This window comes from Rhodanobacter ginsenosidimutans (genome assembly GCF_042655685.1).
GTDB classification, from domain to species: Bacteria; Pseudomonadota; Gammaproteobacteria; order Xanthomonadales; family Rhodanobacteraceae; genus Rhodanobacter; species Rhodanobacter ginsenosidimutans.
The window spans coordinates 2,152,211-2,167,992 of sequence record NZ_JBHSMM010000001.1; the positions used below are offsets into that span (position 1 = coordinate 2,152,211).

Annotated in this window: 17 protein-coding genes; 8 read left to right on the forward strand and 9 right to left on the reverse strand. The window is 65.3% G+C overall.

The window, feature by feature from the left end; translation table 11 throughout:
* Window positions 1-43 precede the first annotated feature (43 nt).
* From ACFPK0_RS09535 to ACFPK0_RS09550, 4 genes are all read right to left on the reverse strand, one after another.
* Window positions 44-778, reverse strand: coding sequence for a murein L,D-transpeptidase catalytic domain family protein (locus ACFPK0_RS09535; RefSeq protein ID WP_377340318.1), 735 nt, complete (start codon window positions 776-778; stop codon window positions 44-46).
* Window positions 779-919: 141 nt separating this feature from the next.
* Window positions 920-1,648 (reverse strand): M23 family metallopeptidase, encoded by a 729-nt coding sequence (locus tag ACFPK0_RS09540; RefSeq protein ID WP_377340097.1) that lies wholly within the window; start codon window positions 1,646-1,648, stop codon window positions 920-922.
* A gap of 1 nt (window position 1,649) precedes the next feature.
* Complete coding sequence (locus tag ACFPK0_RS09545; RefSeq protein WP_377340099.1) at window positions 1,650-2,642, reverse strand: L,D-transpeptidase family protein; 993 nt, start codon at window positions 2,640-2,642, stop codon at window positions 1,650-1,652.
* 160 nt (window positions 2,643-2,802) lie between these two features.
* Complete coding sequence (locus tag ACFPK0_RS09550; RefSeq protein ID WP_377340101.1) at window positions 2,803-3,381, reverse strand: 2'-5' RNA ligase family protein; 579 nt, start codon at window positions 3,379-3,381, stop codon at window positions 2,803-2,805.
* A 154-nt stretch (window positions 3,382-3,535) separates the two neighbouring features.
* Here ACFPK0_RS09550 and ACFPK0_RS09555 point away from each other — a divergent pair, with 154 nt between their 5' ends.
* Entirely contained in the window at window positions 3,536-3,688 is a 153-nt protein-coding gene (locus ACFPK0_RS09555; protein WP_200945319.1) for a hypothetical protein, read from the forward strand.
* Between the two features lie 48 nt (window positions 3,689-3,736).
* Here ACFPK0_RS09555 and ACFPK0_RS09560 read toward each other — a convergent pair whose 3' ends face one another.
* Window positions 3,737-5,056: an MATE family efflux transporter gene (locus ACFPK0_RS09560; protein ID WP_056078718.1), complete on the reverse strand. Its 1,320-nt coding sequence runs from the start codon at window positions 5,054-5,056 to the stop codon at window positions 3,737-3,739.
* A gap of 306 nt (window positions 5,057-5,362) precedes the next feature.
* Between ACFPK0_RS09560 and ACFPK0_RS09565 the strand changes: the two genes are divergently transcribed.
* Window positions 5,363-6,205, forward strand: coding sequence for a class I SAM-dependent methyltransferase (locus ACFPK0_RS09565; protein WP_377340104.1), 843 nt, complete (start codon window positions 5,363-5,365; stop codon window positions 6,203-6,205).
* A 53-nt stretch (window positions 6,206-6,258) separates the two neighbouring features.
* Here the strand turns inward: ACFPK0_RS09565 and ACFPK0_RS09570 are convergent, their stop codons facing one another.
* Window positions 6,259-7,236 (reverse strand): MBL fold metallo-hydrolase, encoded by a 978-nt coding sequence (locus tag ACFPK0_RS09570; protein WP_377340106.1) that lies wholly within the window; start codon window positions 7,234-7,236, stop codon window positions 6,259-6,261.
* A 108-nt stretch (window positions 7,237-7,344) separates the two neighbouring features.
* Between ACFPK0_RS09570 and ACFPK0_RS09575 the strand changes: the two genes are divergently transcribed.
* From ACFPK0_RS09575 to ACFPK0_RS09590, 4 genes are all read left to right on the forward strand, one after another.
* Window positions 7,345-8,256 (forward strand): LysR family transcriptional regulator, encoded by a 912-nt coding sequence (locus ACFPK0_RS09575; protein ID WP_056078713.1) that lies wholly within the window; start codon window positions 7,345-7,347, stop codon window positions 8,254-8,256.
* A gap of 139 nt (window positions 8,257-8,395) precedes the next feature.
* Window positions 8,396-9,220 (forward strand): SAM-dependent methyltransferase, encoded by an 825-nt coding sequence (locus ACFPK0_RS09580; RefSeq protein ID WP_056078710.1) that lies wholly within the window; start codon window positions 8,396-8,398, stop codon window positions 9,218-9,220.
* Window positions 9,221-9,285: 65 nt separating this feature from the next.
* Window positions 9,286-9,567: a hypothetical protein gene (locus ACFPK0_RS09585; RefSeq protein WP_056078706.1), complete on the forward strand. Its 282-nt coding sequence runs from the start codon at window positions 9,286-9,288 to the stop codon at window positions 9,565-9,567.
* 22 nt (window positions 9,568-9,589) lie between these two features.
* Window positions 9,590-11,431: a tetratricopeptide repeat-containing diguanylate cyclase gene (locus ACFPK0_RS09590; RefSeq protein WP_377340109.1), complete on the forward strand. Its 1,842-nt coding sequence runs from the start codon at window positions 9,590-9,592 to the stop codon at window positions 11,429-11,431.
* Between the two features lie 126 nt (window positions 11,432-11,557).
* Here ACFPK0_RS09590 and ACFPK0_RS09595 read toward each other — a convergent pair whose 3' ends face one another.
* Together ACFPK0_RS09595 and ACFPK0_RS09600 are read right to left on the reverse strand one after the other, a co-directional pair.
* Window positions 11,558-11,797, reverse strand: coding sequence for a hypothetical protein (locus tag ACFPK0_RS09595; RefSeq protein ID WP_056078704.1), 240 nt, complete (start codon window positions 11,795-11,797; stop codon window positions 11,558-11,560).
* Between the two features lie 116 nt (window positions 11,798-11,913).
* A complete protein-coding gene (locus ACFPK0_RS09600) occupies window positions 11,914-12,804 on the reverse strand; it encodes a LysR family transcriptional regulator (protein ID WP_377340111.1) in 891 nt (296 codons plus the stop codon).
* 167 nt (window positions 12,805-12,971) lie between these two features.
* Here ACFPK0_RS09600 and ACFPK0_RS09605 point away from each other — a divergent pair, with 167 nt between their 5' ends.
* Together ACFPK0_RS09605 and ACFPK0_RS09610 are read left to right on the forward strand one after the other, a co-directional pair.
* Window positions 12,972-13,694 carry a pirin family protein gene (locus tag ACFPK0_RS09605; protein WP_056078699.1) on the forward strand — a complete coding sequence of 241 codons (723 nt, stop codon included), beginning with the start codon at window positions 12,972-12,974 and terminating at the stop codon, window positions 13,692-13,694.
* Window positions 13,695-13,808: 114 nt separating this feature from the next.
* Window positions 13,809-14,156, forward strand: coding sequence for a RidA family protein (locus ACFPK0_RS09610; protein ID WP_377340114.1), 348 nt, complete (start codon window positions 13,809-13,811; stop codon window positions 14,154-14,156).
* 5 nt (window positions 14,157-14,161) lie between these two features.
* On the opposite strand, the gene ACFPK0_RS09615 is transcribed toward ACFPK0_RS09610, so the two are convergent.
* On the reverse strand, window positions 14,162-15,775 hold the full coding sequence (locus ACFPK0_RS09615; protein ID WP_377340320.1) for a glycoside hydrolase family 30 protein: 1,614 nt from the start codon (window positions 15,773-15,775) through the stop codon (window positions 14,162-14,164).
* Window positions 15,776-15,782: the final 7 nt, after the last annotated feature.

Below are 15,782 nucleotides of genomic sequence, written 5' to 3' on the forward strand. Positions count from 1 at the left end.
CGCGGTGCGTCAGCGGAAAAGCCCGTGCAAAAAACGCCCTGCATCACTGCCTGGAACGTTCTGCCGCCAAGGCCAACTGTGCGGCGGGGCAATGCAGCAACGCGGAGCGCGCCAGCCAGGCCTGTTCGGGGTAATAGGCAAACACGAATTGGCCGTCTTTCATCACGTCGATGATGGGGCGCGCCACCGCGCTGCGCAGCGCGGGGCAGCCCCAGCTGCGCCCCAATCGACCCATCGCCTTGTCGGCCGCCACGTTCACGTAATCGGCCCCATGCATCACGATGGCGCGATCCATGGCGGCATCGTTGAAACCCGGCTCCAACCCATCCATGCGCAACGAGTAGCCGTTGCGGCCGGTGTAGGTGGCGCCGGTGACGAACAGGCCCACACTGGATGCGTGACTGCCATCCTCATTCGAAAAATGCGTGGGCAGGTTGCCGCCCGAGCCGCTGCCGTGCGCCACCCATTCGCGGTACAGAAGCTCATGATTGCGCAGGTCGAACACCCACAACCGACGCTGCAGCGACGGCATGCTGTAATCGATCACCGCCAGGCGTTTTGCCGTCATCCCCACGCCACTGGCCCGCGCGCATTGCACCGCCGCCAGGGCCAGCGACAGCACCTGCGGATCGATCGCTGGCGCCTCGCGCGCCAGACGTTGCGTCGCGGTCAGCGGCATCGCGGCGGAAGGCATGATCTGATCGACGGCATCTGGCCGCACCGCCGCCAGCGCGACGCCGCACGCACACACGGCGATCGCCAGCATCAGCGCCGACATGAAGGTTTTCAACGACATGGGGCGCAGTCTAGCGGATACGGGTTAACCATATGTTGGGCCGTCATCGACAAAACAGCAGGCTGCCCGCCCGTACCATTCAGGCCGAACACGGACGCATGAGGGCGACACCCAACCCCGGCGCTACGGCCCGATTATCCGGCCGTAGGGATTGATCGGCCTGCTTTGCCACCAGTGTTTTTCCGGACCGAGTACGCCGATCTCGAAATGCAGGTGCGGCGCAGCGGCGCTGGCGTTGCCGGTGCTCCCCACGAAACCGATCGGATCGCCCCGATGCAGCATCTGTCCCTCGGCCAGCCCTGGCGCGTAGCGGTCCAGATGGGCGTAGTAGTAGACGACTTTCTGCTGCGGTCCGAACTGGTAGACGGCAAGCCCGCCGCGCACGCTGTCGAACAGCTTCACCACCTCGCCGTCGTTCACCGCCACCACCGGCGTGCCGCGCGGGGCCATGATGTCGATCGCGTCATGCACGCCCCGGACCTGGCGCGCCTGGGTGTAGGTGTCCACCAGGTCGCCGGTCTTGATGCCCACCACCGGCATCAGCAAACCGGAGATGGCGCTGGCAAGCAGGCCCGAGGTATCGGGCGCCGCTTCGATGACGGAGGCTGACGCGGCAGGCGCTGCCTCGTCATGCACGGTCGCTGTGGTTGCGGTGATCGCGGGGGGGGCAGCAACCTGCGGCTGGACGGTGGCCACCTCCGGCGGTAGTGGCGCGTCCATCGCTGCGGCGGCGCTTATCGCCTGCGGAGGGCTGTCCTGTACGACGAAGGGAATGGCCTTGCGCCCGCCCAGGCTCAGCATGGCCACCACGGCGCACACCGCGCCCAGCACAAAACCGATCAGCACTTTCATCTCAGTTCTTCAAGGTGGCGGTCATGCCGGGCTTCACCGCCTGGGCCACTTCCCGCGCGCTCCAGTTGGTGAGGCGGATGCAACCGTGCGATTCGGTCTTGCCCACTTTCGACGGCTCCGGCGTGCCGTGGATACCGTAGTGGGGCTTGGACAGGTCGATCCACACCACGCCCACCGGATTGTTGGGGCCTGCCGGCAGAATGGCCTTGGAATCGCCCGCGTCGGCATCCCAGAACAGCTTGGGGTTGTAGTGGAAGACAGGGTTTTTCGCCACGCCCTCGATCTTCCAGTCGCCGATGGGCAACGGGTCATGCCTGCTGCCGGTGGATGCGGGGTACTGCGCCACGACCTTGCCCGCCTCATCCACCAGCGAAACGGTGGCGTCGGATTTGTCCACCACCACCTTCGCCACGACGGGCAGTGGCGTGGCGCTTTGCACGTTCGGTACCACCAGCGATTCGCCGGCATGGCTGAAATCCTTGCCGGGGTTCAACTGCTGAAGCAGCACAGGGCTGGCGTGGAATTTCTCGCCCAACGCCTCCAGCGGCGAGACGTAGCCCAGGGCATCCATCCCCGCCTTCGCCGCCGTGTCGTCAGGCACCGGGAGGAACGGTCCGGCAACGTCGTCGGGGCCAAGGGTGACCTCGACCAGCGCAGGTGCGCGATCCTGATCCAGCGCCGCCCAGGTGGGCGCGTCCATTTCGCCGGTGACGCCCAGCCCACGGCTGGCCTGGAAGCCGGCAATCGCCTGGCGCAGGTTGGAACCGTAGGCGCCGTCGATTTCTCCCGACGAGAAACGAGCACGCTCCAGCAGGATCTGCGCACGCAATACGGCAGCACCCTTGTCCCCAGCGCGCACCGGCGCAGCCAATGCGGCATCGTTGACTGCCGCGACGTCGAGCACGACCGGCACCGCATTCTGCTCGTCCGCAAGCGCGGGTGCGGCGATGGCAGTCAGCAGCGCGGCGAGAATCAAGCAGCGTTTTTCGATCATCGGCAAGCGACCTCCTGTGGGGAGATCAGAGCTTGCCGCAGCCTGCGTGAAGAACCGTTGGCACTACCAGCGCAACGCCAGACCGGCATCGGTCGCCGGGTTCGCGCCGACTACCGCACGTGAACGCACCGATGCGCGGAATGTCGCGTCGACGGTTGAACTATCCGAGCGGCCAATGCGCCAGCGGAATGTGACGCGTCTGGCCCAGCAGGCTGTGCACCAGCACGAACTCCTCCGCCCGCCACGCGATCGGGGCCACCACTTCGGAAGCGACCACCCGACGGTCATACGCCAGCGTAAGGTGCGGCCTGAAACCCGTGGTTACGCAGCGGCCCAGCCCGGCCTCGCGCAAGCGCACGCCAAGCTCGACCTGAAAAGCGTGCAACGACTCGTTGCCATGATCGGCCGTCAGCACGAATGGCGACTTTTCCCGGTGCGCGTCAAAACTGGTGACCTGGTCGAAAACCACATCGAACGGCGCCGCCGTGACCTGCGCCGCCGCGGCACGGGCCGCCTCGACCACATCCAGGCGCAAGCCCACCGAATCGCCCAGATGGAACAGCGTGACGTGGAACCGGTCAGTCGCCAGCGGTTTGCCGCGCAAATCGTGACGGGCACATTGTGCGGACGCGAAGGCGGCGAGCCTTTCGGCGGTATCGCGATTCGGGAATATCGCCAGAAACAGGCGGTCGGTGGCCACGGGCTGCGCAAACCCGGGGAATGATGCTTGTTGCGACATGGTCGTCTCTTCGCCTGGCACGCAGGACGCGTGACGCGGCAATGCCTGGTCGATGGGCCGCCGAGAATAATCCATGCCGCGATAAGGCGGTACGTCCGCGCCCCCACATCGGCCCCGCGGTATTACACTGGCGGTTCCAACGGAGACATACCTCTTGGCAAAGCCCAATTATTCATTCGAAAAGCGACAGCGCGAGCTCGCCAAGAAAAAGCAGCAGGAAGAGAAGGATGCGCGCAAGCGCCAGGCGCGCGAAGCGGAAAAAGCCGCCGCCGATGCCGAGAACAAGACTTCGCCTGACGAAGGCTGATTCACTGAATCCATGGCAGGGTTGCCGGCCGTGGACAAACTCCGCCGCCTAGCGGCGTGATCGATCAGGCCCCACAACCATCCACCGATCATGCCGGACGCGCCAGCCGAGCGTGGCGAAGCGCGCCCCCAGAAAGCCGAAGACAAAGGCGGCGGTGAGCCAGCCAAGCCCTGCCATCCCCACCGGCGCGATGACGAGAATGGCGACGGCCAGCGGCACGAAGACCGCCAGATTGATCACCCCGGCCACGGCAAGATAGCGAAGGTCGCCCGCGCCGATCAGCACGCCATCCAGCACCCACACCACGGCGCCGATGGGAACCGAAAGGCCGAGCATGACCAGGCTGGGCGGCAGCAGCGCCTGCACGCTGGCTGCGCTGGTGAACAGGCGACCCAGCACCCCATTGCCGATCACCACCAGCGCGCCGGACAACAGGCCCGCCAGCACACCCCACTCCAGGCATCGGCGCAGCACGGCCTTCACACTGGCGCGGTCGCCTGCCCCAAGATGGCGGCCGACCAGCGCTTGGGCGGCAATCGCCAACGCATCCAGCGCGAACGCCAGCGTGGCGAACAACGTCATCACGATCTGGAAGGCCGCCAGTTGCGGCGAACCCAGCCCAGTCGCCACATAGACCGCAAGCACCATCGCGATGCGCATCGTCAGCGTGCGCAGGAAAAGCCAGCCGCCCGCGGTCGCGCCCAGCAGCATGCCGGCGCGTCGCGGCCAAAGACTGGCGCCCTCGCGCCTCGCGTGGCTACTCACCACCACAAGATAAGCCGCCACCATCAGCCATTGCGCCACGATCGAACCGACCGCGGAACCGGCGATGCCCTGTCCCAGGCCGTAAATGAACCAGAAATTGAGCACGATATTGACGGCAAAGCCGACACCCGCCACGACCAGCGGTGTGCGGGTGTCCTGCAGGCCGCGAAGCAAACCGCTGGCCGCGAACACCAGCAGCATGGCCGGAATACCCGCCATCGATATGCCCAGATAAGTGACCGCCGCCGTGGATACCGCGGCATTCGCACCGAACGCCGCCACCAGCGCCGGGGTCGCCACCCAGCCCGCGCCGGCCAGGACGATACCGAGGCCCAGCGCAAACCACAGCCCATCGATACCCACCGCCACGGCACGACGACCATCCCCCGCACCCAGCCAGCGAGCCACCGCCGGCGTGGTGTTGTAGGCCAGGAAAACCATCAGCCCGATGATCGTCTGAAGGATCGCGCCGGCCAGCCCCAGACCCGCCAGCGGCTCCTCGCCCAGGTGCCCGACCATGGCCGAATCCGCCAGCAGAAACAGCGGCTCGGCCACCAGCGCACCGAACGCCGGCAGCGCCAGGCGCAGGATCTCGCGATCCATCGGTTGACGGGTGAAAACGTTGATGGGCTGGGCCTGGCCGGCAGAATCGACAGCGGGCCATCGTACAGGCCCGCACTTTCCACTGCGTGGGTGGGCGTGGAAATGATCTCCAAGCCCGCCCCCTCTTCAACTTCCCTTTCGCCGGAAGCCGCACGCTCAGCTCCCTCCCCTGCTCGCAGGGGAGGGCTGGGAAGGGGTCCGCTTTTGATCTTCCCCCCAAGCGTGCAATGAACCAGCAGCCCGCCCCACTCCACGCTATCCTGCCGGCGCCCTGCGCGCCCCCGATAACCAAGGAGATCACCCCACGTGCCGCATTATTCCGGCCCACTGCTCACGCGCCCCGTCGCCGAAGCGCTATGCGCGGCGCGCGACGCGGGCTCAGACGAGTGGCAGGGCTCGCTGACGCTGGGTTTCACCCGCGACCACGCCCGGTTGTCGGCGCAAGGCTGGGAGTGGCGCGGGCAGCTTCATCCCTACCCCGGCAAGCTGAAAGACCGCACCATCTACTACCGCGATGGTGACGATTACGCGCCGGTGGCACGCTTTGCCGGTTCGCTGATCAAACTGGTGCCCACTGAATGGGGTGCACCCACGTTCGAGATCGACGGCATCAAGATGCTGCCCACGTCGAAGGAGTCGCCGTTCGAGGACGCGCGCCGCAAGGTGGCCCTGGTCGAGCCCGCCGGCAAGGTCGTGCTCGATACCTGCGGTGGCCTCGGCTACTTCGCGGCCTGCTGCCTGGAAGCCGGCGTGGCGCGTATCCATTCGTTCGAGAAGAACGCCGACGTGCTGTGGCTGCGCACGCTGAACCCGTGGTCGCCCGACCCGGACGCCGATACCAGCGCCGGCCGCCTGCTGCTGGCGCATGCCGATGTATCGCAGGCGATCGCGCAGTTCGCCGATGCCTCGGTCGACGCGGTGCTGCACGACCCACCGCGCTTCGGCATCGCGGGCGAACTCTACTCGCAGGCGTTCTACGACCAGCTCGCCCGCGTGCTGCGTCGCGGCGGGCGGCTGTTCCACTACACCGGCAGCCCGAACAAACTCACCAGCGGCCGCGACGTACCGCGCGAAGTGGAGAAGCGGCTGGAGAAAGCCGGCTTCAAGGCGCAACTGGCGCTGGACGGCGTGCTGGCGGTGCGCCGCTGAAAGCGAAAAGCAGCGATGAACCGCTGCTTTTCGACTCCGACTCCCGAAGATGCTCAGTCCCCGTTCGGACGCATCCGGCTGAAGTTGACCGGCACCCACTGATAGGACGTGCCGGCCTTGCGCAGATGGCCAACGCCGGGGAACGGGATGTGCGCACCGGCGACCAGCGTCCTGTCCTTCGCCATCGCATTGAATACGCGGATGCGCGACGCCGCCGCTTCCTTCGGGTCGCTGTCGAAGGAGATGGTCACGTTCGGATGATCGAGCTGGACGGCGGGGACGTGAATGAGGTCGCCCATCACCAACAGCTTCTGCCCCTGGCTTTCGATCATGTAGGAGGTGTGTCCCGCCGTGTGCCCGAAGCTGGTGTACGAGCTGACACCCGGCAGCAACGCCACGTCGCCCTTGAACGGCCGGAATTTCCCGGCCTTCACATACGGATCGACCTCGGCCATGGCGTCCTTGAAGAAGGCCTTCGAGGCGTCTGGTGCCTTCGCCAGGTTCGTCTCGCTCAACCAGTAATTCCCCTCGTCACGCTCCGCATGGACGATGGCGTTGGGAAACTGGATCACGCTGTTCTTCGCCAGGCCGCCGATGTGGTCCGGATGCATGTGGGTCAGCAGAATGTCGTCGACCTCCGCAGCGGTATAACCGGACGCTTTCAGGTTGCCCATCAGCTTGCCGAGCGTGGGCCCGAACAGGTCGCCGGCGCCGGTATCGATCAGGATCAGGCGCTTGCCGGTATTGATCAGGTAGGCGTTGTCCGAGGTTTCCTGCGGCGTCTTCTGGAAGGCGTGGTTCAGCGCAGCCACCGTTTTCGCGGCCGGCTCCTGCAGCAATTGATCCACCGGCAGATCCACCGTGCCGTCGCTGAGCGCGGTGACCTCGAAATTGCCCAGCATGAAGCGGTAATAGCCCGGCGCCGATGTCTGGGCCATCGGCGCCGCGGCGAGGGCGCTGGACGCCGTGAGGCCCAGCAGGATGGCTGCGGTGGTGGCGCGGAGGATGTTGCCGCGGAGGTGGGTACGCATGGTTTTCGCCTTGGTGGTTGAAGGTGGCGCCATGTTGGGCATTTGCGTATTTCACTACAATCAGTAAATGTGCAAGGCAGGTTTGCATTTTCAGCAACACGGGGCACCATGCTCGACGCCATCAGAACCTTTATCGACGTGGCCACCGAACGCAGCTTCACCGCCGTGGCGAAGCGCCGCGACGTGGCCGTGTCCTCGATCACCCGCAAGATCGGCACGCTGGAAACCGAGCTGGGCACGAAGCTGCTGGCGCGGCATTCGCGCGCACTGGTGCTGACGGATGCCGGCGAGCAGTTTCTGCCGCGCGCCCGCCACATCGTTTCGGAAATGGATGACGCCCGGCACAGCCTGGCGGATCTGCAGGCCGACCCGCGCGGCCTGTTGACGGTAACGGCGCCCGCCGCGTTCGGCCGGCTGCACGTCATTCCAGCGATGACCGGGTTCCTGAAGCGCTACCCGGCGATCGAGATCGACCTGCACCTCAGCGACCAGCGCGTGGACCTGCTGACCCAGCGCGTCGACGTGGCCGTCCGCATGGGCACGTTGCCCGACAGCGACTTGGTCGCCACGCGACTGGCACCGTCCCGGCGCATGGTCTGCGCAAGCCCCGAATACCTTGCCCGCCGCGGTCATCCCGCCACGCCCGAGCAACTGCTGGAGCACAACTGCCTCACCTTCGCCTCCACGCCGCCGCCCGAGTGGTGGTGCTTTTCCGGCATCAACCGGGAAGCCGCGCTTCCCGTGCGTGGGTCGTTGCGCACCGACGACGCCGAAGCCTTGCTGGGCGCCGCCGTCGCCGGCATTGGCATCGTTCACCTGGCCAGTTGGCTGGTGGGGGATCTGGTTCGTGCCGGGAAACTGGTGGTGCTGTTTCCCGATCGACCCACGCCGTCGAAGATGGCCCGATCAGCGATTCACGCCGTGCGCATGCCCGGCCGTTCGCACGCGGCGAAGGCGAAGCTTTTCATCGATCACCTAAAGAATTCATTTGGTGAGCCGCCATACTGGGATGGCTTCTGATCGCCGGCACCACATGGCTGATCAGCCACCGCCTAGCTGGAATGACGTCGTTCGGAGGTCGAGCCATGCACCGATCGCAAGCCGTTGTCGCAAGCGCATCCGGCCTTCGGTTCGGCTTCGACTGTCCTATTATCCAGCGATGATCACCACCCACCCGCCATCGATCGGGTCCCGACGCGGCAGTCTGGCGTGCGTCGGCATGGGCATGACGCTGGGCTCCCATCTCACGCCGTTGGCACGCAGCCATATCGCACAAGCCGATGTGGTGTTTGCGGGGCTTTCCGATGGTGCCGTGGAAATGTGGCTGCAACGGATGCATGCCGACGTACGCAGCCTTCAGCCGTATTACGGGGAAGGCAAATCACGAATGCAGACCTATCGGCAATGGGTCGAGTTGATGATGATCGAGCTGCGTGCAGGCAAGCGGGTCTGCGGCGTGTTCTACGGCCACCCCGGCATCTTCGCCTGGTCGCCGCACAAGGTCATCGAGGTGGCCCGCGCCGAAGGCTTCGAGGCGCACATGGAGCCTGGCATTTCCGCCGAGGATTGTCTCTATGCCGACCTGGGCATCGACCCTGGTCGTTTCGGATGCCAACATTTCGAAGCCAGCCAACTGCTTTTCTACGAGCGCAGAATCGATCCCACCGGCTATCTGGTGCTGTGGCAGGTCGGGCTGGTAGGCGATTTGTCGTTGACGCGATTTTCCACTGGCTCAGCCTACCGACAGGTGCTGGTGGATCTGCTGAGGCGGGACTATCCGCTGGATCACGAAGTGATCATTTATCGTGCCGCGACCTTGCCGATTCAGGCGCCGGAAATGCGCCGCATCGCGTTGCGTGATCTGCCGACCGCCGACCTGACAACAGAACACACCGTGGTGCTGCCACCCGCCGCGCCGCTCAAACCCTATCTCGCCATGCGTGAGCAGCTGGCGGCGCTGGATCGGGAAACCATCATGGCGTGATGCGGGATATCGCCGCACGATGCATTCGAGGCTGATGCCCGGCAATATCGAAAGCAGGGGGAGACATGTCGAACACGATCGAACTTCTGGCAACCATTGGCGGCGATGCATCACTGCGACATGCGCGGAGGCACGAGCTGGTGGGCCGGCTGCAACAGCTGGGCGCATCCGAGGCGCTCACAACCGCGGCATCATCCGGCGATGGGGCGGCGCTCTACGCGGAAATCGGGCACAGGCCGATGAAGCAACCCCAGGTCACGCATACGCCCGGGCACGAGGAGGATGAAACCGAACCCGGCGACCATGAGCCGCCATCGGTTCCCATTCCCGACCAGGGCAACCCCTGACGCACGCGGACAACGCATACCCATGCCTCCTCTGCCGATCCGCTATCGCTCATGGCCCGCCTGCGTGGGCCTGGCCATCTGCGTGATCGTCGGAACGACCCGGGCCAGCACAGCGATACCCGATCCCGCAGCGTTCCTTGCGCAAACCGACAACGCACGCACCAGCGATCACCCGCGATTCATGCGCATGCTGGCGCAGCTCCACCGCGAAGCGCCTCGCCTCAGCCCTGCCGAGCAATGGCACCTGCGTTATCTCGATGCGTGGCAAACCGGGTACCAGGGCGACTACACCAAGGCCGACGTGCAACTGCGCGCCGTCGCTGAGCACTCCGGCGATGCCACCTTGGCCGCCAGAGCTTCAGCAATGCGCCTGCTTGGGCTGGGCTTCACCCGCCGGTACGAGGAAGCCTTTGCCCTGGCCGAGCGCCTGGCGACCGACCTCCCCAACATCAAGGATCCGCTTGCGCGCTTTCAAGTCCTGATCAATCTGTCGCAATCGATGCTGTTGGCCGACAAGCGCGACCTGGCGTTGAAATACGCACGAATGGTTGAAGGCAAGCTTCCCCCCGGCGAGACCCTCTGCTCTCCTCGCACGCTGCAGATCACCATCCGATACGACAGCCCCCAGCTCACTTCGTCCAGCCCGGAGTTTCATCAAGCCATCGAGACATGCAGGGCGGCGGGGCAGCCGGTCTACGTCGAGACGCTGCATCTGGTCATGGTGGAGGCGTACCTGCGGGAGAAGCGGCCCTCGAAGGCTCTCGCCTTCCTCGACCGAATCGAGCCAGGTATCAAGAGCAACGGGTTCTACGCCCACATGGAGTCGGCCGCCATATTTCGGGCAAAAGCCCTGTTCGCGTTGGGGCGCCTTGCCGGGGCCCGTACTGCGGCTCTGACGGCACTGTCGCTCAATAATCCGAATGAAATCAGCGAGGCAAACAGGGACATTTACGAGGTGCTTTACAAGGCAGAGAAGAAGCTCGGCGACACCGCCGCTACCTTGTCGTATTTCGAGCGTTACGCGCTGCAGGACAAGGGCTACCTCGATGACGTCAGTGCCCGCGCGCTGGCTTATCAGACCGTGCAGCAGCACCTGCTGACCGGGAAGCTGGAAACCGAGAGGCTCAGCAAGCAGAACGCGGTGCTGCGGCTGCAGCAGGCGCTGGATGCCAAGGCGGTGGAAACCAGCCGGCTCTACATTCTGCTACTGCTGTTGCTGGTCGCATCCATCGCCTCCTGGCTCTATCGCCTAAAGCGTTCGCAACTGCGCTTCAAGCGGCTGTCGCATCACGACGGCCTCACCGGCATCTTCAACCACCAGCATTTCATCGGCGAAGCGGCCCGCCTGTTGCAGGCGATGAAAAAGAAGACGGAACACGCCTGCCTGATTTTCATCGACCTCGATTACTTCAAGCAGGTCAACGATACGCATGGTCACGCCATGGGTGATGCCGTGTTGAAGCAGACGGTGGCGATCTGCCAGCAGGAGCTGCGGCCCGCCGATCTGTTTGGCCGTCTGGGCGGCGAGGAATTCGGCATCCTGCTTGCCGGATGTTCCCGCCATCTGGGCATGGACATCGCCAACCGCATCCGGGTTGCGATCGGCGCCACACCGATGGGACACGACGACTGCGTGATAACGATTTCCGCCAGCGTCGGCCTGGCGTCCACCGAAGTGTCCGGCCACGACTTGCAGCGGTTGTGCATGGAAGCGGATATGGCGCTTTATCGCGCCAAGGGCAGTGGCCGCAATCGTGTCGTTGCGCATGCGGGCACGGGCGACCTGTTCAATGAGAGCACGCCTGCGCCGGGCCCGTCGTTGCACAGCGGCGCGACCTCGAGGGGCGTTGCGGAATTCGAGTGAAGGCGAATCTGGCGCACCGGGTCGACCCGCACCGCCATGCAGGAGCGACTTCGGTCGCGACGCCCTGGCTCTGGGACGGGAGCGTCGCGGCTGAAGCCGCTCCTACAGGACGGCGGGCAATTGGAATCAGCCGCAACTGCCGCAGCAGGTGCTGCCACCGCTGATATGCACTTCGGTTTCCAGCGGCACGGCGTCGCAATCCATGGTGCGCAACACGTCCAGCACCTGGTTGCCGGTGGCGTTGGCCAGGACTTCCAGGCGGCCGCGCGGGGCATCCAGGGCAATCTGCACATTGGGGTCGAGCGGGCGCAGCGCGGCGGTGAAGGCGGCGGCGTCGTGATGACAGGTGGACAGCTGGTATTGCATGGTCTGCTCCGTAAGGGGTGGCCGTTCAATGGCTCGCCATGATGCGGAAATTCCCCGCGCCTTCCCCTGACCAGGATCAACCGCCCGGCGAACGCCTCCATCGCCGTCCTGCCATGTCACGCACCCGTGGCACTGAAACGCTCCGCCAGGAAATCGCTGAAGGCACGCACCAGCAGTGAGGATTGGCGATGCTGCGGGTAAACCACATGAACGTTGATGCCTTCGGGCCGAAATTTATCCAGCACGGGCACCAGCCGGCGATCGGCCAATGCAGCGGCCACGATGAAATCCGGCAGGCTGACAATGCCCAGGCCGGCCATCGCTGCGTCGCGCAACATCTCGCCGTTGTTGGCGCGCATCGGCCCGCTCACGGAAACCTTGCGGATGCGCCCCTCCACGCGGAACGTCCATTCACCACGACGCGCACGCCCGTAGGTCAGGCAGGCATGCGACGCCAGTTCGCCGGGTGCCGATGGCGTGCCGTGACGGCGCAGGTACCCGGGGCTCGCGCAGGTGATCAGTTGCACCGCGGCGATGCGACGCGCAACCAGGCTGGAGTCGGCCAGCGTGCCGATGCGCACGGCCATGTCGTAGCCCTCGCCGATCAGGTCGACCGCGCGGTCGTTGAGCTCCAGCTCGATTACCACCTCGGGGTGACGCTGCATGAACGCGGGGATCACCGCCCCCAGGTGCAGCGTGGCGAACGTCATCGGCGCGCTCAGCCGCAACAATCCGCGCGGCGCCGCGGTCTGGCTGGTGATCAACTGCTCGGCGGCATCCACCTCCTCCAGGATGCGCTGGGCGCGCTCGTGGTAGGCCAGGCCCAGATCGGTAGCGCGCAGCCGCCGGGTGGAACGCACCAGCAAGCGCGCGCCCAGCCGCTTCTCCAGCGCCGCAACCCGCTTGCTGACGAACTGCTTGGATAGCCCCAGCCGGTCCCCTGCCGCCGTGAAGCTTTGCGCATCGACGGTCTCCACAAAGATCCGCATGTCCTCAAGCTGGTTCAAATTGTCGCCCTCAAGTTGACAGTATTAAGCACTTCATCATCTTTATTGAACCGGATGGCGACTCTAATATCGCACCCCAGACGCAGCAACCGCCCGCTTCCGCACTTGATTGCGTGACACGCCGAAGCGGGCGACCCACGCTGCCACCCATCAACGAGGAGAGCACCATGATGCAAGTACGCAAGGCTTCCGACCGCGGCGTGGCGGAACACGGCTGGTTGAGCTCGCGCCACACGTTCTCGTTCGCCAGCTACATGGATCGCGCGCAGATGGGCTTTTCCGACCTGCGCGTGATCAACGAGGACCGCGTGGCGCCGGGCCAGGGCTTCGGCAAACACCCGCACCGCGACATGGAGATCTTTTCCTACGTGCTGGAAGGTGCGCTGGCGCACAGCGACAGCATGGGCACCGGCTCGGTGATCAAGCCCGGCGACGTGCAGTTGATGAGCGCAGGCAGCGGCGTGACCCACAGCGAGTTCAACGGGTCCGACGATGAGGGCGTGCATTTCCTGCAGATCTGGATCGCACCGGCAAAAGCCGGCGGCGAACCGGTGTACCAACAGCGCCACTTCGCAGAGGCCGACAAGCGCGGCCAGTTGCGCCTGATCATTTCGCCGGATGGCCGCGACGGGTCGCTGCGCATCCAGCAGGACGCGTCCGTTTACGCCGGCCTGTTCGACGCCGATGAAAGCGCCACGCTCACGCTGGACGACAACCGTCATGCCTACGTGCATGTGGCCCGCGGCAGCATCGAGCTCAACGGCGTGAAGCTGGAAGCGGGCGACGGTGTGCGTTTGCGCAACCCGCGCACGCTGCAACTGGGCAACGGCGGGAACGCCGAGGTGCTGGTGTTCGACCTGCGCCCGCAGGAGCTGCCGCAGATGCCGTGATGCACGGCGACGCGCCGGATGGCCAAACCGGCCATCCGGCGATGGCTGCCGTCGAGCTTCTACCGGCAACGCAATCCGGTGACAATGCGCGACCACTCCACAGGAAACCGCCCCATGATCCAGCGTTTCGATACCGGCCCGCGCATGTCCGAAATGACCGTCCACAACGGCGTGGCATACCTCGCCGGCCAGGTGGCCGAAGACGCCGGCGCCGACATCGTCGGCCAGACCGAACAGGTGCTTGCCTCCATCGACGCCCTGCTGGCGCAAGCCAAAACCGACAAGCGCCACATCCTGCGGGCGGAAATCTTCCTGGCCGACATGGCCGATTTCGCCGGCATGAACGAAGCCTGGGGTCGCTGGGTACCGCAAGGCAACACGCCTGCGCGCGCCACCGTACAGGCGAAACTCGCCAGCCCCGGCTGGAAAGTCGAGATCGTTATTACCGCCGCGATTCCCTGATTGCCCTACCGACCTGAAGGCCTGGTGGCATCGATCTCCCGCCACCAGCGCCGTGCCCTGGCAACGGCCGACCTCACGCCTTGAACCATCCGGTCTCCCGAAGCCGTCGACGCGGAAGCGTTTGCGGCGGCGGGTGGCCACACAAAAGTCGCGACGCTGCTCGGCGGCATGTCGTACGCGAAGCGGAGCGAGCCCTGGCTTACGGTCAGGTGGTTGATCTCGGTCTTGTCGTTCACCGCCACCAGCACCACCGAGCCATCGTCCGGATTCTGGAACGCCAGCTCGTGGATGCCGGTGTTGGTGTTGCCGGACTTCACCCGCGCGGCGCCCGGCAACACGAACCGGCTGAAGTGGCCGAAGGCGTAATACTCGTCATTGCGGCTGACCTCGCCGGTGGCCGAGTCGATGGTGACCACGCCCTTGCATTCGTCGCAGCCGCCGGCGTGCGGGCCGTGGTTCTGGTCCAGTGCCAGGTTCCAGTAGACGACGCCGCGTGCCCAGTTGCGCACGCTCTCCATCACGATATTGCGCGCAAACAGCATCAGCTCACCCTTGCGCGCCGACGGCCAGTCGCCGCCCGAACACTCGGTGAGATAGGCGTCCATTTGCGGGTAGGCGTCATGCACGGTGGATTGCGCGCTGGGGTTGCCGCGATAGCAATGCCAGGCAATGCCAGCCATATGGCGCCGGGCATCGGGGTCGGCCAGCACGCTCAGCGACTCGCCGGGCGTATCCCAGTTGTGATCCCAGCCCAGAATCACCGGCGCGTTCTTCCGACCTGCCAGCGCGGGGCCAAGATACTGGCCGATGAGGCGCGCGCGCGCAGCGGTGGACACCTCCATCCCCGGATAGGTCAATGGCAAAAACGCCGGCTCGTTCTGCACGGTCAGCGCGAAAATGGGAATGCCGTAGCCCTGGAAGGCATCGACGAAACGCACCAGGTAATCGGCAAAGACCGATTCGTACTGCTCCAGCAAGGCGCCGCCGATCAGGTTGGTGCTGCTCTTCATCCACGCCGGTGCGCTCCACGGCGAGGCGATGATCTGCACATCGGGCCGCAGCGCCACGATCTCCTGCAACGCCGGGATGAGATAGGCCTGGTTCGGCACCACGTTGAAGTGCTGCAAACCGGGGTCGATCTCGCCGGCGGGCATGTCGTCCAGGGTGTAGTGCTGCAGCGAGAAATCCGACGCGCCGATGGTGACGCGCAGCATCCGGAAGTTGAGCCCCGGCGGCGGCCCGAAAAGCTCCTGCAACAGCGCGCTCCGCTGCGAGGCACTCATCGCGTTCTGGATCAGCCAGGCCGACGAATCCGTCAGCGCCGCGCCAAAACCGACCATGGTCTGGTACTTGCGGCTGGGGTCGATGATCACATCGGCCGGCGCCGCCCTGGCATCGTTTTCACCAGCCATCACGTCGAACTGCCGCGCCAGGCGCAGGCGGCGATCGGCGGTGCTCACCCACACATGCACCATCACGCCAGTCGGCTGCAACACACTGGCAGTGATGTTCGCGAACAGCGGCGGGCGCGGCCAATGCAGCCCCGTCATGGCCAGCAGCGTCAGCAGGATCACCGACAGGAACGGCGTCCAGCGCCCTACCCCCTGGTTTTCATCCATGGCCAGC